Origin of the sequence: Mucilaginibacter kameinonensis (assembly GCF_003675385.1) — a bacterium.
GTDB classification, from domain to species: Bacteria; Bacteroidota; Bacteroidia; order Sphingobacteriales; family Sphingobacteriaceae; genus Mucilaginibacter; species Mucilaginibacter kameinonensis.
The window spans coordinates 1545412-1566883 of the sequence record NZ_RCWZ01000001.1; the positions used below are offsets into that span (position 1 = coordinate 1545412).

Annotated in this window: 18 protein-coding genes and 1 tRNA gene; 12 read left to right on the forward strand and 7 right to left on the reverse strand. The window is 42.2% G+C overall.

The annotated features are described in order from the left end of the window. The first annotated feature begins 973 nt into the window (after nucleotides 1-973). On the forward strand, nucleotides 974-4678 hold the full coding sequence (locus EAH55_RS06850; RefSeq protein ID WP_121808960.1) for an ABC transporter permease: 3705 nt from the start codon (nucleotides 974-976) through the stop codon (nucleotides 4676-4678). 120 nt (nucleotides 4679-4798) lie between these two features. On the opposite strand, the gene EAH55_RS06855 is transcribed toward EAH55_RS06850, so the two are convergent. The 3 genes from EAH55_RS06855 to EAH55_RS06865 form a co-directional block, all read right to left on the reverse strand. Next, on the reverse strand, nucleotides 4799-5185 hold the full coding sequence (locus tag EAH55_RS06855) for a DUF302 domain-containing protein (RefSeq protein ID WP_121809057.1): 387 nt from the start codon (nucleotides 5183-5185) through the stop codon (nucleotides 4799-4801). A 335-nt stretch (nucleotides 5186-5520) separates the two neighbouring features. Beyond that, nucleotides 5521-6306 carry a hypothetical protein gene (locus EAH55_RS06860; RefSeq protein WP_121808961.1) on the reverse strand — a complete coding sequence of 262 codons (786 nt, stop codon included), beginning with the start codon at nucleotides 6304-6306 and terminating at the stop codon, nucleotides 5521-5523. Nucleotides 6307-6659: 353 nt separating this feature from the next. After that, a tRNA-Phe gene (locus EAH55_RS06865) sits at nucleotides 6660-6732 on the reverse strand. A gap of 207 nt (nucleotides 6733-6939) precedes the next feature. Here EAH55_RS06865 and EAH55_RS06870 point away from each other — a divergent pair. Then, nucleotides 6940-8241: a (Fe-S)-binding protein gene (locus EAH55_RS06870; RefSeq protein ID WP_121808962.1), complete on the forward strand. Its 1302-nt coding sequence runs from the start codon at nucleotides 6940-6942 to the stop codon at nucleotides 8239-8241. Between the two features lie 108 nt (nucleotides 8242-8349). After that, a complete protein-coding gene (locus EAH55_RS06875) occupies nucleotides 8350-9147 on the forward strand; it encodes a (Fe-S)-binding protein (RefSeq protein ID WP_121808963.1) in 798 nt (265 codons plus the stop codon). On the opposite strand, the gene EAH55_RS06880 is transcribed toward EAH55_RS06875, so the two are convergent. Further along, nucleotides 9142-9624, reverse strand: a complete 483-nt coding sequence (locus EAH55_RS06880) for a hypothetical protein (RefSeq protein WP_121808964.1) — start codon at nucleotides 9622-9624, stop codon at nucleotides 9142-9144. The genes EAH55_RS06875 and EAH55_RS06880 overlap by 6 nt on opposite strands. Before the next feature lie 46 nt (nucleotides 9625-9670). Between EAH55_RS06880 and EAH55_RS06885 the strand changes: the two genes are divergently transcribed. Both EAH55_RS06885 and EAH55_RS06890 read left to right on the forward strand, forming a co-directional pair. Then, a complete protein-coding gene (locus EAH55_RS06885; protein ID WP_121808965.1) occupies nucleotides 9671-10156 on the forward strand; it encodes an ABC transporter ATPase in 486 nt (161 codons plus the stop codon). 118 nt (nucleotides 10157-10274) lie between these two features. Next, on the forward strand, nucleotides 10275-10676 hold the full coding sequence (locus EAH55_RS06890; protein ID WP_091165187.1) for an SPW repeat domain-containing protein: 402 nt from the start codon (nucleotides 10275-10277) through the stop codon (nucleotides 10674-10676). Between the two features lie 55 nt (nucleotides 10677-10731). On the opposite strand, the gene EAH55_RS06895 is transcribed toward EAH55_RS06890, so the two are convergent. Then, nucleotides 10732-11418: a PAS domain-containing protein gene (locus EAH55_RS06895; RefSeq protein WP_121808966.1), complete on the reverse strand. Its 687-nt coding sequence runs from the start codon at nucleotides 11416-11418 to the stop codon at nucleotides 10732-10734. An 89-nt stretch (nucleotides 11419-11507) separates the two neighbouring features. Next, the gene (locus tag EAH55_RS06900; protein WP_121808967.1) at nucleotides 11508-12797 is read right to left on the reverse strand and encodes a BamA/TamA family outer membrane protein; all 1290 of its coding nucleotides are present in this window, start codon (nucleotides 12795-12797) and stop codon (nucleotides 11508-11510) included. 417 nt (nucleotides 12798-13214) lie between these two features. Between EAH55_RS06900 and rplM the strand changes: the two genes are divergently transcribed. The 7 genes from rplM (at nucleotide 13215) to EAH55_RS06935 (ending at nucleotide 18815) form a co-directional block, all read left to right on the forward strand. Next, the gene (rplM, locus tag EAH55_RS06905; RefSeq protein ID WP_091220406.1) at nucleotides 13215-13652 is read left to right on the forward strand and encodes a 50S ribosomal protein L13; all 438 of its coding nucleotides are present in this window, start codon (nucleotides 13215-13217) and stop codon (nucleotides 13650-13652) included. Nucleotides 13653-13677: 25 nt separating this feature from the next. Beyond that, entirely contained in the window at nucleotides 13678-14064 is a 387-nt protein-coding gene (gene rpsI / locus EAH55_RS06910; RefSeq protein ID WP_090529485.1) for a 30S ribosomal protein S9, read from the forward strand. Nucleotides 14065-14082: 18 nt separating this feature from the next. Next, nucleotides 14083-14925: a 30S ribosomal protein S2 gene (rpsB, locus tag EAH55_RS06915; RefSeq protein WP_112573239.1), complete on the forward strand. Its 843-nt coding sequence runs from the start codon at nucleotides 14083-14085 to the stop codon at nucleotides 14923-14925. A 165-nt stretch (nucleotides 14926-15090) separates the two neighbouring features. After that, entirely contained in the window at nucleotides 15091-15942 is an 852-nt protein-coding gene (tsf, locus tag EAH55_RS06920; protein ID WP_112573241.1) for a translation elongation factor Ts, read from the forward strand. A 182-nt stretch (nucleotides 15943-16124) separates the two neighbouring features. Continuing rightward, nucleotides 16125-17249, forward strand: a complete 1125-nt coding sequence (gene nagA / locus EAH55_RS06925) for an N-acetylglucosamine-6-phosphate deacetylase (protein ID WP_121808968.1) — start codon at nucleotides 16125-16127, stop codon at nucleotides 17247-17249. Between the two features lie 126 nt (nucleotides 17250-17375). Beyond that, a complete protein-coding gene (gene pyrH, locus EAH55_RS06930) occupies nucleotides 17376-18080 on the forward strand; it encodes a UMP kinase (protein WP_121808969.1) in 705 nt (234 codons plus the stop codon). A gap of 228 nt (nucleotides 18081-18308) precedes the next feature. Continuing rightward, nucleotides 18309-18815 (forward strand): lipocalin family protein, encoded by a 507-nt coding sequence (locus tag EAH55_RS06935; RefSeq protein ID WP_223818103.1) that lies wholly within the window; start codon nucleotides 18309-18311, stop codon nucleotides 18813-18815. 147 nt (nucleotides 18816-18962) lie between these two features. Here the strand turns inward: EAH55_RS06935 and EAH55_RS06940 are convergent, their stop codons facing one another. Next, nucleotides 18963-21464 carry a M1 family aminopeptidase gene (locus EAH55_RS06940; RefSeq protein ID WP_244228106.1) on the reverse strand — a complete coding sequence of 834 codons (2502 nt, stop codon included), beginning with the start codon at nucleotides 21462-21464 and terminating at the stop codon, nucleotides 18963-18965. Nucleotides 21465-21472: the final 8 nt, after the last annotated feature.

The following is a 21472-nucleotide window of genomic DNA, read 5'->3' on the forward strand; positions in this document are numbered from 1 at the left end:
AGCATGAAGCTGACTGTCCGGATATTTTAATTGAAAGATGGCGGCCCTCTGAGGTATAAAAGAGGAATGGGGGCAATGGGAGTAAAAACCTCCCGGAAGGCGGGAAGCGCTATAAAGATGATTACAACGAGAATCCCAAACGTAACAAGGCTTATTTCGGCGGGAAGCGCGGAATGCCTGAATTGTTGGGTATAAGACTGTAGTTTACAATGAATAATGCCCGCCCGGACATGGACATCTTTTGAATGGCTGGCTTCGGTTGAAACGTTCTTGTTGAAAAAAATGGCATAACGTACAAGTACCCGTCCCTGTAGTCCTATGAAGATCAGGAGGACGAGCAATAGTCTCAGAATGTTATGCAGTAGCTTTTTCATTGCAGGTTGTAAAGCTTAATTATAACCGGGTTATTTAATCATCTCCTTTCCGCACCGATAATGCCGGGGTGTTTCCTTGTCCCGCTTACTTCTTAATATCGTTGTGAAAATCAATAAGCCCATGTTCATATTTTTATTGGTATAAAAATAGAATGCCTGGTGAGAGATTTGAGTTGGTATTCGTTAAACAGGCAAAAACAGTCGTTGAAAAAGGTTTGGCAACTAATGAGAGGGGCGTATTTCTTGATTATCGGCAAAGTTCAGTAAAACTCATGCTGAATGCTTAACCCAGATCTGCTATGATTACTCTCCATTGATCATTGGTTGGATTCTCCTGATATTGATATTTGCAGCCTGATGCCTTATCTTAACCAAGCCTTTGTTTGATTAAGAAAAAATCGACCTGTACCTATTTAAGCTTTATTTTTACCTTAACAATTTGTGTTAATAAGATCAGCTTTTGCTCAAACTGAAATGGCATTTCAAAACCGGACGCATTAATGTTCGGTTTTGTTACAAGTGTATAGTTTGACTAAAATGTAATATTTTATTTATCAGACTGTTAGTGGATTGGAATATCGATTGATATATTTAATTACTTGAATTCTTACACCTTTCATATCAACCTGTATGACCTGGCCGCCCTCGGAACAATATTCGTAGGGCTTACCTTCGCTTTGCTTCTATGGTTCACAAAAAGCGTCAATCGCTCTGCAAACCGATTTCTTGCCCTGGCTTTGGCCACAATGGTTTTGTGGATGATACGGGTTTTAGGTATGGATATGCGGTTGGAAAACTATTTGCCCGGCTGGGATAGGTTACCCATGCAATTTTTACTGGCTATGGGGCCGATGATCTGTTTCTATGTGCTGAAAATAACGCGCCCCGAGTTCAAATTTACCCGGAGGCACCTGCTGCATTTCAGTCCGCTGTTGTTGGAGCAAACCGTGCTGGTATTGGAGATTAAAGAAAGCATCCGGACGGGGGCTGCTACCTATGTAACCAATACTTTTCAGGTGCTGAACCCGGTACTTCAGCTGCTCATCTTTATTTCAATCATGACTTATCTGTATAAGTCACATCAGCTTATCCAGCATTTTTACCGGCGGCTGCAACCTGTTTTGATGGACCGGTCGCTTCTTGAATTTCGATGGCTGCGTCGCTTATTGGCGGCTACGGCCTTATTGTGGACCTTGTGGATCGCCTATGCCGCCGTAGACTATTTCGGCTACCGGAATCAATTGGGTACACACGTTTATTATACTTTCTACATCTTCCTGGCGGTAATCATTATATGGACTTCGATGGCTGCTTTCCTGAGGCCACAGGCTGCACTAATTGTTCAGCAATCTACGCCTCTCAGATCGTCGCCAACGGGAGAATCAAAGAGTAAAGGGATTTGGTTGAAGAGGGCAATGGAAGCCAACTTATATTATCAGGATCCCGAATTAACGCTAAGTTCATTAGCCGGAAAACTCGATCTGCATACACATGAACTATCGCGTATCCTTAATACGGTACTTAAAAAAAGCTTTAATGATTTTGTTAACGAATACCGTGTGAGGGATGTGGCCGCGAAAATGCAGGACCCCGCTTATGATCATATCACTTTTCTGGGCATAGCCTATGAAGCTGGATTTAATTCGCAAAGTACCTTTACCCGTGTTTTTAAACAAATGACCGGGCAAAGCCCGATGGAGTATAAAAATAACCTGAAAAAGGATTGCTCAACTTATAAATTGGGCATTCACCCTCAATTTGCGCCCGTAATTTCGAATCGTGATGCCATTCCTAAGTGGTCTCCTTCGAAATCAAATCGCGGCACTATGTTTAAAAATTACTTAAAAATCGCCTTCCGGAATTTCTGGAAACACAAAGTATTTACCCTGATCAATATTGTAGGGCTTTCAATTGGTATCAGCGCCTCGCTGGTAATTTATTTGATAGTACATTACGATTTTTCATTTGATAAGTTTCATAAGGATAGTGACCGGATATATCGCGTGGTATCCAATTTTAAGTTTCAGGGCAACGAGAGCCACAGCTATGGGGTTACCACCCCGATGGCTGCAGGGATAAAGGCTAACGTTACCGGGGTCGAAATAGTTGCGCCCTTGTATACATTGAACCCTGATGTAATGGTTACCGATAAAAATAACGCGCCCGTAAAGCTTAAAGGACAAGATCATATTACCCTGGCCGATCAGAATTATTTTAAGATAATCAATTACACGTGGCTTGCCGGCTCGCCTACAACGGCGTTAAACGAACCTTACCATGTTGTACTTACTTCCGAGCGGGCCAAGGTTTACTTTCCCTCGCTTAGCTACGAGCAGATGATTGGTAAAACGGTAACTTATGATACATTAAAAACAACAGTATCGGGCATAGTTGAAACCATAAAAGAGAATACTGATTTTTCTGCCCACGACTTTATTTCGTTCAGTTCGGGCAACCTAAAAAACAGGCTGGGTATGGATATGCAACTGGACAGTTGGGGAAGTACCAATTCGGCATCGGAAGTGTTTATTAAGCTGAATCCGAAAGCTTCGGCAGCAAACGTACAAAAGCAGGTTAACGCCCTGTATAAAAAAAGCAACCCGCAAAGTGCCGAAGACCTCAAAAACGCGAGTGAGCAAACCTATACTGTTCAGCCTTTGAGCGATATCCATTTTAACCAGCTATATGGTACTTTTGATTTTAGCGGGCCTGCAAGCAAAAGTAAATCGTATATGTTGCTGGCCATTGCCGGTTTCCTGCTGCTGTTAGGCTGTATCAACTTTATCAATTTAACCACGGCGCAGGCTACCCAGCGGGCAAAAGAAATCGGTATCCGTAAAACCATGGGAAGCAGCCGTCCACAGTTGATCATGCAGTTTTTGAGCGAAACATTTTTGATTACGCTTTTCGCGGTGATCATTTCAATCGGCTTAACGCCCTTGATCTTAAAACTGTTCTCGGGTTTTGTAGCCCCCGGTGTAAAAGCCAATTTTCTGCAGCAGCCCGATATATTTATATTTCTGTTTGTGTTAACAGTTATCGTTAGCATATTATCAGGCTTTTATCCTGCGCTAATGCTGTCGGGTTATAAACCTGTTTCGGTGCTCAAAAACCAGGTGCAAAGCGGCACCCACAAAACCCGGAATGCATGGCTACGTAAATCCCTCACCGTATCGCAGTTTATTATTGCCCAGTTTTTTATTATGGCCACCATGTTGGTAAGCAAACAGATTTATTATGCCCTGCATAAGGACCTCGGTTTTAAAAAAGACGCGATTGTTTATGCCCAAACCCCGTACAAGGTTGGTAAAGCGTCTACAAACAAGGTGATGTTAAACAAACTCGGCGCCCTGCCCGGTGTTGAAATGGTAAGCCTTGGGTATTTCCCTCCTTCATCAGGGGCAACAAATGCTACAAATGCACTTTATAAAGATGGGAAAAAGGAAATTATCACTTCGGTTGAAATAAAATATGCCGATGAAAATTATATTAAACTTTATCATATCAAATTATTAGCCGGCCGGAATATTACCGCTGCCGATAGTACAACAGGTGTGGTAATTAATGAAAAGTACGCCCGCACCATTGGATTTGCAAACCCGGGCGACGCGATTGGTAAAACGCTGGAAAAACTGAACAATTCAAAATCCCGGCGTATTGTTGGTGTTGCCGGTAATTTCTATACCCATTCATTACAGTCGCCGATAGGTCCCCTGGTTATTCTTGCGCCCGGCGGTAACAACTTCTTTCATAATAGCGTTATCCATATTGCCCTGAAACCTGAAACTCCTGGCAGCCTTTCCTGGTCAAAAACAATGACCGCAATGAACAAGATCTGGAAAGAATTTTACCCAGACGACGATACCAATTATAAGTTTTACGATAAATCGATAGAACAATTCTACGATCAGGAGAAACAAACGTCTACCTTATTGAGCTGGGCTACTGGTCTTTCCATATTCATCAGTTGCCTCGGCCTGCTGGGCCTGGCTATTTATACAACCGGTCAGCGTACCAAGGAGATTGGCATACGAAAGGTGCTTGGCGCGTCGGTTACGGAAATTGTACGCTTACTCTCTACCGAATTGATATCGCTTATCCTGTTGGCTTTTGTAATTGTGACACCGCTGGCCTGGTGGGCTATGAACAAATGGATGGAAAGCTATGCGGATAAAACGCAGATCAGTTGGTGGATATTTGCGGCAAGTGGTGCTGGAATGCTATTAACTGCCTTTATTACATCAAGCTTCCAGACAATCAGAGCTGCTATTGTAAACCCGGTAAAAAGCTTGCGAAGCGAATGATTTGCATGGGAAGCTAAAATATTCAGCAGAAGTTTCTTGTTGAGATTATTATAAAAAAGAAAGGCCATCGAAAGATGGCCTTTCTTTTTTATGGCTTTGTAGCTCCTTAAATTAAAATATTTAATGCTGTAGAATTGCTGTGACAATAGGACCGATATCCAGGATTGCAGTCAATTGGTCTGTTAACGAATACCGTTGCTTTATAAAGTCCGGATCGTTGTAAGCTACCCATGTTTTATCCTCTCCGTTTTTCCAGGCGATAACTTTAAGGGGCAGGTCGAGCGCTGTCGCGGGATTAAACTCCATTATCAACCCTCCTTTAGCCGGGTTGCCAAATAAAAGAAACTCAAATGGCGGAAGGTTGATCCCGCCTTTAAGCGCTTCTGCCTGCTGATCTATCCGCGCGTAAATTGTAATGCCTTTTTGTTTTAAGGCATTCTCCAGGCGGTCGATTACTTCTTTCACCGTATAAACGGTCTGTCTGATAATAACTCCTGTTGGGTTCATGGTTTTAGGTTTTAGTATTTTAAGCCAATTTATCGCAGCAGGTAGGTTAATTGGCACATAGGTTAATGCAGGTACATAGTTAGCAAATATTCTTATACAGGCAATTGGAATTGTTTAATCGGTAGCTCCAAACCGATATTCGAAGATAACCACTAAATGACTTTAACCGTAGTTAATAAGTTTTACCTCAAACTCAGAAGTTTGATAAATCCCAGAAGCCTGAAAGGCTTATAAACGCAAAAAATCCGCTTAGCGTTAACTAAGAGGATTTCTGTTTCTGTGGTACCAATTGGCATCAAACCAGTGACACAAGGTTAAATAAGGACTTTTTATTTTTATTTGACACGCTTGTATATTTCTACAGATTGGCCATTTGTTGCACTATTAATCACTTGGGTATATTCATCATGGCCATTCATGGTGACTTTAACGGTAAATTTATTACCCTGAAGAAGCCGGTAATTTGATATTTGCTCTTCTTCCCTAAGCGTATCATTACTAAAAGTAAACACTCCGGTCCCAAACCCATTTTTAAAGATGTTTTTTTCCTTATTCTGAACAAACCGGTGTATGAAAATAAAATGTCCTCCCCAGAATATTTTATACTGCGTTACATCGGTTGGGATCGTGTCTTTGCCTTTTATGGTATAGGTTTTTTCCATTTTCCACAAGCCATCAAGCAATGACGTATCTGCTGGCGGGAATTTTTTATACTCTTCTTTCAATGCATATTTTACACCTTTTACCGTGGCAAAGTCGGGAATGACTTGGGTAAAACCATCAGGTTTTCTTGTAATCTCAAGATTATAGGTTAGGGATGAGTCAAGCGCTCTGCTGGTATAAATACTATGTTCCTGAAGTCGGTTAGCCGAGTCAAGTGTGTACGTGCCAACACCAAACCCAACAGATGAATCGGGAACTATACTGGCGTATACATAGTTACGATCCGTATAGATTTTAACTTGCGTTCGTTTAATAATAGAGTCTTTGCCTCCCCGATCGAGAACTTGTTTTTCAAGTTCATATGCACCCGACAGGCCTGTATCAGGAGACTTCTCTTTTTTCTTACATCCCAGAATCAGGAAGCTAAATAAAGCTGCGAAAATTAAAATCTTATTCATAGTGCTTAAGTTTAAATATGATATAGGAAATTATTTCGTTTTGCGAAGGCTTTTATTTGGCGGGTGATAACTTAATTATTCAATAAAAAAGTAAAGTAAGGCCAAAATAAATGCCTAAAATTTTACCGCCATAAATAATACAATTGGTTACATAAACTTACAAATAATATATATGATAAGCAATTTGTTAGTAAATTATTAAAATGCTGTTAATGAGGTATTTAAATAGGAAAAAAAATCATCTGATCAGATACGGGGCGATGTGAATGTGAATCGATATTTGGTCGGAGAGAAAGGATGCCCTAAAATGCAAAAAGGTCATTTTCGATAAGAAAATGACCTTTTTTTGCTTGTGGTACCAACTGGGATCGAACCAGTGACACAAGGATTTTCAGTCCTTTGCTCTACCATCTGAGCTATGGTACCAAACCGTTCCCGTGATTGGGGAGTGCAAATGTAGCCTTTTTTTTATGTTTGAAAACTTTTTTTTGAAAAAAGTTTAGATAATCCCTCGTTTACTAAATAACTACACAGAAAATCAGTGACTTAATTTTTGAATATTTTTTTCTGATCGCAAAACATTTCGTGCTTTGAACAATTCAATTAACTTTGAACTAATACTATGCATGCATAATGATTGCACAAATTATATTCATAATCATATTGGGCGCCGCTATTTACCTGTTCAGTAAAAATGTAGCCAAAATACGTCGTAACATATTGTTAGGTAAAGATACTGACCGTGCCGACCAGCCGGCGCTCCGCTGGAAGGTTATGGCAAAAATAGCCCTTGGGCAAACCAAAATGGTTAAACGCCCTGTGGCAGCTGTCATGCACTTTTTTATTTACGTGGGCTTTATCATCATCAACCTGGAGGTGCTGGAGATCATGATCGATGGTGTTTTTGGCTCGCACCGGATCTTTGCCAATCCGCTTGGCGGGTTGTATGGTTTCCTGATAGGGGCGTTTGAGGTGCTTGCTGTGCTGGTGCTTACTGCATGTATTGTTTTTCTTTGCAGGCGTAATGTTATCCATCTGAAAAGGTTCACCGGCACAGAGATGACCCAATGGCCAAAATCTGATGCCAACTATATCCTCATTACCGAGATATTGCTCATGACTGCTTTCCTGACCATGAACGCGGCCGATTATAAATTGCAGCTGTTACATTTTGGTCACTACGTTAGCGCCGGAAGTTTTCCTGTGAGCTCCTTGCTGACTCCATTGCTGCCTGATGGTGCTTCGGCATTGGTAATTACCGAAAGGGTTTGCTGGTGGTTTCATATCGTAGGCATCCTGTGTTTTTTAAATTACCTGCCATACTCAAAACACTTTCATATTCTGCTGGCTTTTCCAAATACGTATTATTCTAATCTGAATGCTAAGGGTAAGTTTACCAATATGGCATCAGTTACCAATGAGGTTAAAGCGATGCTTGATCCATCTTACGTACCCGAAAATACCGGTGAACCAGGAAGGTTTGGCGCAAAGGATGTAACTGATCTTACCTGGAAAAATCTCATGGAGGCCTATACATGCACTGAATGCGGCAGATGTACTTCTGTTTGTCCGGCTAATATTACGGGTAAATTACTATCACCCCGCAAGATCATGATGGATACGCGCGACCGTATTACGGAGATTGGTAATAACATCGATAAGCATGGGAAAGATTACCAGGATGATAAATCATTACTGGATAATTATATCAGTCGGGAAGAGCTTTGGGCCTGTACCAGTTGCAATGCCTGTGTAGAGGCTTGCCCGGTAAATATCAATCCACTGGAAATTATAACCGAAATGCGCCGCTACATTGTGATGGAAGAATCGCAGGCACCGGCAAGCCTGAACAATATGTTTAGCAACGTGGAAAACAACGGCGCCCCATGGAAATACAGCCAGGCCGACAGGTTTAACTGGGCGGAAGAACAGTAGGTTGCAGAGATCATAGTTAATGGTTCATAGATCATAGCTATGTTGAATAAAGAAGTAATTAATGATATGATGTCCGTTAAACATCGGGCATAAAAGAAACTATGAACTATGAACAATGAACCATTGGCTATCCCTACCATGGCCGAAATGGCTGCCCAGGGCAAAGAACCTGAAATATTATTTTGGGTTGGTTGTGCTGGTAGCTTTGATGAACGCGCCCGCAAAATCACCCGTGATATTTGTAAGATCCTTCATCATGTTGGTATCAGCTATGCTGTTTTGGGAACGGAGGAAAACTGCACCGGCGATCCGGCTAAGCGTGCCGGTAATGAATTTCTGTTCCAGATGCAGGCTATGATGAATATCCAGGTATTGGATGGTTATAACATCAAAAAAATAGTTACGGGTTGCCCGCATTGCTTCAATACTATAAAAAATGAGTACCCCGGCTTGGGCGGCAATTATGAGGTAATTCATCATACCCAGCTTATCCAGCAGCTCATTAATGATGGTAAGCTCAAGGCCGAGGGGGGTGAAAGCTTTAAAGGCAAACGAATCACCTACCACGATCCTTGTTATTTAGGGCGGGGGAATGATGTTTACGAAGCCCCTCGTGCGGCGCTTGAAATACTGGATACCGAATTGGTTGAAATGAAGCGCTGTAAATCAAACGGTTTGTGCTGTGGCGCCGGTGGTGCTCAAATGTTCAAGGAACCGGAGGCAGGTAAAAAAGAAATCAACATGGAGCGTATTGCCGATGTGATTGAGGCTAAAGCCCAGGTAGTAGCTGCCGCCTGTCCGTTTTGTATGACCATGCTTACCGATGGTGTAAAACATCAGGATAAAGAGCAGGAGATAAAAGTGCTTGATATTGCTGAGATCACCGCAAGGGCCAATGGTTTATAAACTTTTCATCCTGAAATAATTCAGCGCGTTTTTCAAACTGTCAAACCGGGCCGGGTTCATATTGTGTACCGGTAAACCGAGCGAAGTAGCCATAGAGTCGATATTGCCTGCGGGATCTTCATAGGTTTGCACAATAATATCGTCGGTTTGGGTGTTAAATTTAAGTATGCCTGTGGTATCGCCGACTATGTAGTCAATATTGGTGAGGCGGTGCAGGTTAAACGAAAAATATTCCTGCTTACCCTGTTGATAAGTTTTTCGGAGGCGGATAAAATAATCGGCGGTGAGGTTTAATTCCCATTTTTTCAGGTTGTTTTCGCCGGATGGGTTAAAACTGATGTTCAGGCATTTGTTGCTCCAGTTTAGCCATTCCTGTTCGCTCATTTCGGCTTTAAAACCGTAATTTAGCGCACTGAAGGCAAAAATTGATGTAATGAGCATGGTTTTCCCGATCGCCGGAATATTTGATGTTTTCATGACAACAAGAATGTAACCTGAAGTTAATAAATTGATATTTTTGGAAATGATTTTTTCTCCACAGTCAAGAGTTTGGATATATCAGTCGGACAGGAAATTAACCGATCAGGAAGTATCCGCTATACAGCCTGAACTGGATAGGTTTACCACCGGTTGGACAGCCCATAACAACCAGTTGAAGGCTAAGGCCGAAGTCAGGTACAACCGTTTTTTTATTTTAATAGTTGATGAAAGCCAGGCAGGCGCCAGCGGTTGTTCAATTGATAAGTCGGTTCATTTTATGCAGCAGGTGCAGCAGCATTTGGGCATTAACTTGTTTGATAGGTTCAACCTGGCCTATCGCGAAGGGGAGGAAGTGTTATCACTGCCACGCCATGGTTTTGAAGCAAAGCTTAAAGACGGCAGCATCAACAAAGAAACTATTGTTTACAATAACCTGGTGCAAAACTTAACCGAACTGGAAACTAAATGGGAGGTTCCGTTTAAGGATAGCTGGCATATTCAGTTATTCCGCGACCTGGTAACCAGTTAATTATCTGCGGGTTCAAATTTTTAAAATTTACTGTGCTTAAGCCATACAAATGTTTAACTTTGGCACAGAATTTTGATATAAATCGTTTATACTGGTACTTTATAAATAAGCTATAAAAATGAAAGGCTTCATCTCAACCAAAACTTACGGATTTTTAAACTACGTTGTAGCCCTGTTAATGATCTCAACTTTATGGACTTTCGGTGGTACACTGCATGTTGGTGGCGCTGCTTTGTTCCTGCCTTTAATAATTGGCTGGTTGCAACTGATCATGGCTATCTTCGCTAAAAACGAAATGGGTTTTATTAAACAATTTCCGATGGTTATGCACAATGTTGGTGACGTAATTATGGGTTCATTTTTATTTTGCTCACCATGGGTTTACGCGTTTTCTGATAAAATGGTGTTACCTCAATTAGTTTTTGGTGCTTACCTTTTAATTGTAGGCTGCTTTACTAAAGGTTCTCCATTCATTAACCCACAGGTTGAAGAAGACCACGGTGTAAGCTACAACGCTTAATTCCGTTTAAAAAATATAAAACAAAAGAGGCACTCATTCGGGTGCCTCTTTTGTTTTATATGCCAAGTTCCTTGGCTTGCTGCTCCTCGCGCTGATTGCGCATTATTTTGGTAAAGCCCCTGTGATTGTGTTCTTCATCAAACAGCGGGAAAAACAAACCGCTGCCCCAAAAGCGTGATCCGTCCTTACGCACATGATAGCGTTCATCAATAGCCCTGCCCATGCTCAATGCTTTCTTTAATTCCATTTCGGGTTTGCCGGAAGCGATATCTTCAATAGTAAAAAATATGCGGGCATTAAGTCCTAAAGCTTCCTGTTCTGTATAGCCAAGTACTTTTTGGGCGCCGGTATTCCAACTGTTGATATTGCCGTTTTTATCAGTGGTGATCACGGCGTAGTCTTCAAGGCTATCCAGCACCTGCCTGAAAAACTCTTCGCTCATCCTGAAATAGGTATCGTCAAAAATATCTTTGTCGGTTATGGCATCGTCAACCGATTGATACTCGATAAAAATACTGGTCTTGTCTACACCGCACACCAGCTGCATAGGCTCGCGGGTTATGCGGTAAAAGGTTTCAAAGCCTGCAGGCAGGTTATTCAGCTCCGGCTTTCCTTTAACAGGTACAAGGGTAATGTCAACAACTTCTTCTGTTTGCTGATTTACAGTTACTTTAACTAATACATATTCGTAGCCTTTTTCAATAAGGTCGCCAAGTAGTTGTGAGGTTAACGGAGTACGCATTTTACGGTCAATTGCTTGTTCAAAAACTTTTTCAGTACAAAAATGACACCATTTATAATGCCGGTGCTTTTAACTAAGCGTGCTTACAGCTAAAACACTTCGTTAAGTCCTAAAAAGAAACCGCTTGAGCCATAAGTTCCCCTTGCATAATCAATACAGAGATTGGAGCGGGTGTATTTATTAAACAACAGTCGCAGGCCTGCGCCGCCACCAGGTTCCCAATGCCTGAACAGCCTGATGCGTTGCTGGTTATTGGCCGTTTCGGCATTAATAAATGCTACACCGCTGAGCAACTTGTTTGATGTAAGCGGAAAGCGGTATTCGGCCTCATTGTATACGAATGACATGCCTTTGAAGCGGCCTATAATAAAAGCCCTGCCAATGCGTCCGTAAGCATCGCTGCCGGTGCCTGGCAACTCAAGATAGGGCAGGGCCCCGCTTAACAGATAGTTTGACCAGTGCCAGACTGCAAATACATGTTCAGGATGGGTTGATGATAAGCTCCAGTATTTCCTGAATTCGAACTTTATCTGCATGGCATCACGGTTGCTGCCCAGCCAGGTTTGATTACTGCGCAAAACAATATCAGCATAAATCCCCCTGAACGGGCGGTTTGGCTGATCGCGGTTGTTGAACTGGAAATTGAAAAGCAAACCATTAGCTTGATACGAGTTAATGGGAAAACCATTGCGGATGCTATAGCGATAATTGTGTGTTTGGGTTATGGGAATATCCTTGCGGTCGTCATCAATGTGGCTGTAATAATTAAAGCTTAAGCCGGCACCCACATAGATATGGTTAGCCAGTTTGCGATAGATTCGTTCGTTGGCTTTGATGTACAGGTAGCGGATAGGAAAGGCGTCAGGATTGTTTTCAAAATGGGTATCATTCATGAAAAAACTACCCTCGCCATAGCTGCGCCGGCCCGTGCCAAGGCCGTTATCCATGGCAACAGTTTTACCTATTTGTACGGTGCCCTGCAGGTTCCATTGGTTTTGTGCCGAAAAGGCATTTTGCTTAAACTCAAAGGTAGAGAGCCCGCTGGTTGACAAGTAAAAGCCCGCGTTAATAACCGAAAGTGTAGTAGTTGAAGGATCGCCAAAATATTTCCCTCCCGATGAGATCACACCGACGGCAAAGCCCACACTGGGGTTATAAGCGGCCGATGGTAATACCGACCAGTAGGTGCGATTTTGTGATTGTGTAGTTGTTACCGAAGGCTTGCTGCTTTTGCCGCTGAATATGGAAGCTAAAATACTGGTGGCATCTACCTGTGATTGTAGTGAATCAACCGGATCGGCCAGGGTTTGGGCAAATAGCTTGCCGGCACTTAAAAGTACAAGCAAGGTTAAGGTAAGCCGGTAAACAGCGCGGGCCAATTATTTAGGGGTTAATAGTTGTTCCCGCTAATATATTTATATCATGTGAATGTAAAAAACTTATTACAAAATAAAGGATGGCTTATTATAACCTTAACAATGTGTTAGGGATAGCAGCGGATACCGGCTAATGTGCGTAAGGCCTGCAGGCGTATGAGCGGATAGCCCGGCCCGCAGGCAACACTCAATGTCTGAACTCGAATTAAACGAATTATCAGAATTTCCGGAATTCTGATAATAATGAAAATTTAACAAATTCAGGTTCAGACAAAATAAAATCATGCTGATCTATAAATCCTAAAAATCATGGTTAAATTTTTCCTTAAAAACTATTTGCTAATAAAGTAATTAACCCTATCTTTGCAGTCCCGAAAATACGGGGTATAATAAACGTTTAAACAATTTAATTTAAAGCAAGTGAATACGTTAAGTTACAAAACTGTCTCAGCCAACAAAAAAACCGTTAACAAACAATGGGTTGTTGTTGACGCCGAAGGCGAGATTTTGGGGCGCTTGTCTACGAAGATCGCAATGATCATTCGTGGTAAAACCAAGCCTGATTTCACCCCAAACGTAGACTGTGGTGATAATGTGATCGTTATCAACGCAGACAAGGTAAAACTGACCGGCAACAAACTAAGCGACAAAGTTTATGTTCGTTACACTGGATATCCAGGTGGTCAGCGTTTTATTTCTCCTAAGGAGTTATTGGCGAAACATCCAACCCGCATCATCGAGAAAGCGGTACGTGGTATGTTACCTAAAAATCGTTTGGGTAAAGCATTATTCGGCAATTTGCATGTATATGCAGGTGCTGAGCATCCTCATGCAGCGCAAAACCCAAAAGCCATTTAATTTTTAATTTTTAAGGAGAAAAAAAATGCCAACAACTAACACTTCAGGCAGAAGAAAAACAGCCGTTGCCCGCATCTACCTTACAGAAGGAAATGGCGCGATCATCGTTAACGGTAAAGATTACAAAGAGTATTTCCCTACTTTGCCATTGCAATATATCGTAACTCAGAGCACTGAGGTTTCTGGTAGCACCGGAAAATACGATGTTAAAGCAAACGTTGCAGGTGGTGGTGTAAAAGGACAGGCAGAAGCCGTTCGTTTAGCTATCGCTAAAGCTATTGTTGAACTTGATGCTGAAAAGAAACCGGCATTACGTGCTAAAGGCTTAATGACCCGCGATGACCGTATGGTTGAGCGTAAAAAACCAGGTCGCAGGAAAGCACGTAAGAGATTCCAATTCAGTAAACGTTAATCACAGGAGGACAACAAAATGGCAAGAACAACTTATCAGGATTTACTGGACGCTGGTGTACACTTTGGTCACCTTACCCGCAAATGGGATCCGAAAATGTCACAGTACATTTTCATGGAGCGTAACGGTATCCACATTATCGATTTAAATAAAACCTTAACTAAGGTTGAAGAAGCTGCTGCAGCTATAAAACAAATTGTAAAATCAGGCCGTAAGGTATTATTCGTAGCTACAAAGAAACAAGCGAAAGATATCGTTGCTGATTACGCAAAAAGCGTAAACATGCCATACATCACCGAGCGTTGGTTAGGTGGTATGTTAACCAACTTTGCTACTGTACGTAAGTCAATCAAAAAGATGTCAAACATCGATAAATTGACTAAAGACGGTACTTACAGCAACCTTTCTAAAAAAGAGCGTTTGATGATTCAGCGTGAGCGTATCAAATTAGAAACCCTTTTAGGTGGTATCTCTGATCTGAACCGTTTACCAGCTGCTTTATTCCTGATCGACGTTAAGAAAGAGCACATCGCGGTTTCAGAAGCATTAAAGTTGAACATCCCTACATTTGCTATGGTTGATACCAACTCTGATCCTTCAAACATCGACTTCCCGATCCCTGCGAATGACGACGCTACTAAATCAATTTCATTGATCACCAGCATCATCATCAAAGCTATCGAAGAAGGTTTAGATGAGCGCAAACGCGAGAAAGAAGATGAAGCTGAAAAAGAAGCAGTAGCTGCAAAAGCTAAAGCTGATGCTCCTGAAGCTAACGAAGGCGGCAAAAGAACCCGCAAAGTTGCTGAAGTAGCTGCTGAAGGTGAAACTGAAGCTCCAGCTGCTGAAACAGAAGAATAATCTTCCTTGTTAACCCTTAGGGTACAACAAAAAATTATATTAATTCTCTCACCTCAGCAAGGGGTGGGAGATTTTTAATATTAAAAATAGTTGCAGGTTACAGTAGCATAACACCATAGCGGTAACTTGTAACCCGATATAAAAAATCTTAAAACTCAAAAAAACATGTCTACAGTACAAATTTCTGCAGCCGACGTAAACAAACTGCGCCAGCAAACCGGTGCCGGTATGATGGATTGCAAAAAAGCATTAACCGAAACTAACGGTGATTTTGAAGCAGCTATCGATTTTTTAAGGAAAAAAGGTGCTAAAGTTGCAGCAAGCCGTCAGGACAGGGAATCAAACGAAGGTGTTGTTATTGCACGTACTTCGGCTGATTTTAAAACCGGTGTCATCATCGAACTTAACTGCGAAACCGACTTCGTAGCTAAAAATGCTGAGTTCGTTGCTTTCGCTAACCAAATTGCTAACACTGCTGTTGAAGCTAAACCAGCTTCAATTGATGAGCTTTTAGCGTTGGAGATCGACGTTGAAACTGGTCGTCAGAAAATTTCTGAAGCTATCATCGAAAAAACCGGTAAAATCGGCGAAAAAATCGGTGTTTCTAAATATGAAGTAGTTAGCGGCGAAAAAGTTGTTGCTTACATCCACGGTAACTTCCGTTTAGGTGTATTGGTAGCACTTACTGCTGGTGGCGAAGCTGCTGAAGAAGCCGGTAAAGACGTAGCTATGCAAATTGCTGCTATGAACCCTATCGCTTTGGATAAAGATGGTGTTGATGCTTCGGTAATTGAGCGTGAGCTTGAAATTGCTAAAGATCAGATCCGTGCAGAAGGTAAACCAGAAGCAATGGTTGAAAAAATTGCTGCCGGTAAACTGAATAAATTCTACAAAGACTCAACCCTGTTAAACCAGGAGTTTGTGAAAGATTCGTCTAAGAGCGTTTCACAATTCCTTGACGCGGTTGAAAAAGGCCTTACAGTAACCGCCTTTAAGCGAGTAGCTTTAGGAGCTTAATTATATTATCCCCCGATGAAAATCGGGGGATTTTTTTTGCCCTGTTGGTTTGCCCTCAAAGTTATGTTATTGCGACGAGGGACGACGAAGCAATCGAATGCTATACAGAGCGGCCGCGCTTCTGTGCGATTGCCGCGCTACGCTCGCAATGACACAATGGTTGAATACGTAAATATTAAATCATGCCTATCCTCGCCCTCCACAACCTTAAACTCATTTCAACCGGCACCATCGCCGAAGGTAAAGCCGTTTTAATCTCAAACGGTACCATCACAGATATTATTGACGAAAGCGCTATCCCAACGAATGTTGCAAAGAAGGACCTGAACGGCGCATATCTTGCCCCCGGATTTATTGATTTGCAGATCTACGGTAGCGGCGGTAAACTTTTTGCCGGTACGCCAACCGTTGAGGCGTTGGAGCAATTAGAACATGATCTGCTGAGCCAGGGTACCATTGGTGTATTTGCTACTATCGGTACCAATACCAATGATATTGTGGAAACCGGTATTGAAGCGGCCAAGGTATATCGTGAAAAAAGTAAAGGCGCTTTCTGGGGATTGCATTTGGAAGGGCCATATTTAAATCCTGCAAAAAAAGGTGCCCACCCCGAGAAATTCATTAAAAAAGCTACGCTTGCCGAAGTTAAGGGATGGGTTGAAAAGGCAGATGGGGTTATTAAAATGATTACTATAGCTCCCGAGCTGCAGGATCAGGAGGTAATTGACTATTTGTATGAGCAGGGGATCATCATATCATCAGGCCATAGCAATGCCACTTATGCCGAAGGCAAATCATTTTTAAAGAAACCGGTGCAAGCCGTTACACATTTGTTTAATGCTATGCCATCTATGCACCACCGCGAGCCTGGCTATATCCCTGCTATTTTTGAGGAGCGGCCGTATACCAGTATTGTAGCTGATGGTATTCACGTTGATTTTGCAATGGTGCGTTTAGCTAAACGCGAGCTTGGTGATAAACTTTTCCTGATCACCGACGCCGTTACCTCAACTAAAGAAGGCGCTTACCAGCACGAATTACGGGGAGACAGGTATACCATGCCCGATGGTACCTTATCAGGATCATGCCTTACCATGCTTAAAGCAGTTGAAAACTGCGTTAAAAAAGTAGGAATAGACCTGGCGGAGGCTGTAAACATGGCATCATTATATCCTGCTGAGCTGGCTTCACAAACAAAGAAGGGTAAAATTGAGCAAGGCTTTGATGCCGACCTTGTTGTTTTTAACGCTGATTTTGAAGTGCTTGAAACAATATTGAAGGGTGATTTTTTAACAAAGACAACATAAAATTTTAACACTGTAAATTTATTCGCTATTTTTGGCGAACTACTCCCGTATGAACAGAGCTTTATCAATTCTTGATATAAACAAAAGCAGGTTTCATCTATTTCTATTATTAGCAAATCACACCAAATGAAATACAAAAGAATATTACTGAAACTTTCGGGCGAATCGCTGATGGGCACAAGGCAATATGGTATTGATAATAACCAGGTTTTGCAGTATGCTCATGACATTAAAAACGTTTATGATGCCGGTATTGAGATTGCGGTAGTTGTTGGAGGCGGTAATATTTTCAGGGGATTAAGTGCCGAAAAATCGGGCATGGAACGCGCTCAGGCTGATTATATGGGTATGCTTGCAACCGTTATTAACTGTATGGCGCTGCAAAATGCTTTGGAAAGCATTGGTGTGGAAACGCGTCTGCAATCGGCCATTAAAATGGAGCAGATCTGCGAGCCTTATATCCGTCGTCGTGCTATGCACCACCTGGAAATGGGCAAGATCGTGATCTTCGGGGCAGGTACCGGTAACCCTTATTTTACTACTGATACTGCCGCTTCATTACGCGCTATCGAAATTAAAGCCGACGTGGTATTGAAAGGTACCCGCGTTGATGGTATCTATACTGCCGATCCGGAGAAAGATCCGACAGCAACCCGTTATGACGAGATCACCTTCCAGGAAGTATATGACAAAGGCCTGAACGTAATGGACATGACCGCTATTACCCTTTGCCAGGAAAACAAGCTGCCTATCATTGTATTTGACATGAACAAAGAAGGTAACTTTATGAAAATTGCCAAAGGCGAGGATATCGGTACTTTAGTGAAATAAGGTCCCGCAAACTAATATACAAGCGTCCTTGCAAGGTGCGAAGCAATCTCCGATTAGCCGAGAAACCACGCAAATCCGTTTTGTATAGTTGGGGATTCCTTAGAACCTCACAATGACGTTGGAGTATGAGCTTGAGCTTTTTACAACCTCCGTCTATAAGCTTTATAAAAACTTTAAACCCATGTAATTCCGTAATTGGTATTATATGGGTTTTTAATTTTTATGGCTATGAAGTTTGTATTGGGGATATTGCTGATGTTTTTTACAACAGCATACAGCGGACCGGTTAACAGGCCGGTATCCAGGGTTGACCTGGATAAGTTTTCGGGCAAATGGTATTCTCTATATTCCATCCCAACTATGTTTGACAGGGGCACCCGCGAAACCACCACTACTTATACATTAAACAATGACGGCTACTACAACGTAGTAACCTGTGCCAAAAAAGGAGACAACGAGGAGGTGCATACCTATAAGTCAAAGCTATTTCCCGAAAAAGAGAAGGACGGTGAGATGAAGGCCCAATTTATCTGGCCAATTAAGGTCGACTATTGGGTTATCGACCTTGCTCCCGACTACTCGTATGTGGTTGTTGGACATCCGGATCATAAATTTTTATTTATCATGAGCCGTAAACCATCAATACCCAAAGCGGAATATGAAGGGATAGTAGAACATTGTAAAGAAATGGGCTATGCGGTTGAAAAGCTGGTATCGCAACAACATAAAGGGTAAGTTAAAAGCCGAAGGCTTAAAGCAAAACTCCTGCTCCTAAAGAAAGCTTTAAGCCTTCAGCTCAACTTACGTCCTACAAAACTATTATGAAAAAGAAAGGCCGCCCTATGAAAGAGCGGCCTTCTGCATTTTAACTCTTATGATTGATTACTTGGCGTCATTAATAGCTTTAATGGCATCATCAGCAGCTTTTACCGATGCATCATCTTTCATGGTAGTACGTGCAGCTTTTATACCTTCCAGTTGGGTAATCACAAAAGGGGCGGCGCCGTAAACTTTAAATTTAATACCTGCATTTTTAAGCTCTTCAATACCTTGCTGGGCATATTCTGGCTTATTAACTTTAGCAGTCATATCAGCAAAGTTTTTAAGCGTGTTGAATTTTTCCTGAATGCCTGCTTCTGTAAATGCATGGTAAACAAATGGCCATTCGGCATCATTGCCATTAGCGGTGTACAGGTTAGTGATAGCGGTTGTTAACGCACCCTTATTGTCTTTTTCAAGGCCTTTAGCTAAGCTTAGTGCTTTAGCCGGATCAAGCAGCCCGATTGCATTTAAAGCTGCTCCCTGAACAGCATATGACTCGCTCGACATAGCCTGGGTGAACAAGGTCATGTTGCCGCTTGCTTTTAGTTTGCCCAAAGCGGTAATTGCAGCTGCCCTTACCAGGGTATTATTATCTGTTTGCGCTAAAGAAATCAGTATCGGCTGTGCAGCGTTACGCACATCATCTTTGGTGAGGTTTAACGCCCTGATAGTTTTAACACGCAGCCCGTAGTATTTATCCTTTAAAGCAGCAATCAGTATTTTTTGTGCTTGCGGACGGGTTTGATCAGCCGCCGCAGCATCTATAGCCTCAAAGCGGTCGAGATAGTTAGGGGCATTGAAATACTGGAATGAAAGCTCATCAATGGTTTTAGTGTCGGTTTTCTTGGTTAGCAGGATCTTATCAGCGTCAACATTTACAAGGTCTGGTTTGCCGGCCAGTTGATAGCTGATAGAATCTACCTTATCGTTCATCCATTCTTTATGACGCACTTTTTTACCGCCCTGGTAAATATCAATTGCCATCGGCAGTTTAAAGGTTTGACCATCCTGATTTTGTTTCAGGTACACGGTTTCGGTTTTGGTAGCCTCATCCCATTTGTAGCTGATATTCAATATCGGGTGACCGGCACCATAATACCATTGGTTAAAGTACCAGTTAAGGTCCTGACCGCTGGCTTCTTCAAATGCTAAACGCAATTGTTGTGCTTCGCCGTTTTTAAACGCGTTTGTTTTGAGGTAAATGTTAAGGCCTTTATAGAACGCGGCGTCGCCTAAATAGTTGCGGAGCATGTTCAGGATACGGCCGCCTTTTTGGTAGGTTACGGCATCAAAAACATCTTCTTTATCGGCATAGTAAAAACGGACCAGGTTTTTGGTATTAGCGCCCGGCGAACGCAGATAGCTTTGCATATCGGCATAATTGTGCGCGTCGGCTTCGTCTTTACCATATTTATGTTCGGCCCAAATGGTTTCACTAAAGTTGGCGAAGGACTCGTTTACGGTAAGGTTGCTCCAACTTTCGGCAGTAACATAATCGCCAAACCATTGGTGGAAAAGTTCGTGAACGATGGTACTGCGGCCATTGTTATAATTAGCGTCAATCAGTTCGCGGTGAGTGGCCTGTACATAATCGCCATGGAGGGTAGCTGATGTGTTTTCCATCGCGCCGCTCACATAATCACGAACCACAATCTGCGAGTATTTAACCCAGGGAAAATCAACACCCAGTGTTTTTGAATAAAAGTCGATAGCTTCCGGGGTAAAACCAAAAATTTCTTTGGCGTAAGGAGCGTATTTTGGTTCAAGGTAATAGCTTACCTCTTTATCTTTCCATTTGTCTTTATAGATCTTGAAATCGCCAACAGCCATCATAAACAAGTACGGCGAGTGTGGCAAATCCTGTTTCCAGGTATCGGTGCGGGTACCATCGGCATTTATTTTTTGAGCGGTTAACTTACCGTTTGATAATGTCACGTACTTTGCAGGTACGGTCATGGTGATCTCTTCGGTAGTTTTTTGGCTCGGTTTATCAATGGTAGGGAACCAGGCAGATGAGCTTTCTGTTTCGCCCTGAGTCCAGATCTGGGTTGGCTTATCTTTTTCGGTACCATCAGGATTAATGAAGTATAAACCTTTGGCATCGTTGATGGCCGCGCTGCCTTTTTCTTTTAGTTCATTAGGCTTGGCGGTATAATCAATGTAAATGGTATAGCTTTCGTTATTGTGGTAAACTTTATCCAGTTTAATAGCTACCGAAAGGCTATCCTGGTAAGTAAATTTTAGCGGAACGTTTTTACCATTTTTTACTAACGAAATGTTTTTAAGGTCCATGCCTTTAGCATCAAGCCTTAAGCTATCGGTTGGATAAAAATGAGGTTTTAAAGTAACCCATTCTTTACCGTACAGGTAACGTTTTTTGTAATCGAACCTAACATCAAGCTTGGTGTGGATAAGGTCGTTGATTTTAGTTGGTACGGCCCGGTAAATTTTTAAAGCCGGATTTTCGGGTTGAGGTGTTTGCTGCGCGTAGGCAGTAGTCATTGCCGCTGCGGTAAGGGCACACGACAGCATGAGTTGTTTTAGAAGTTTTCGATCAGTCATATATTTAA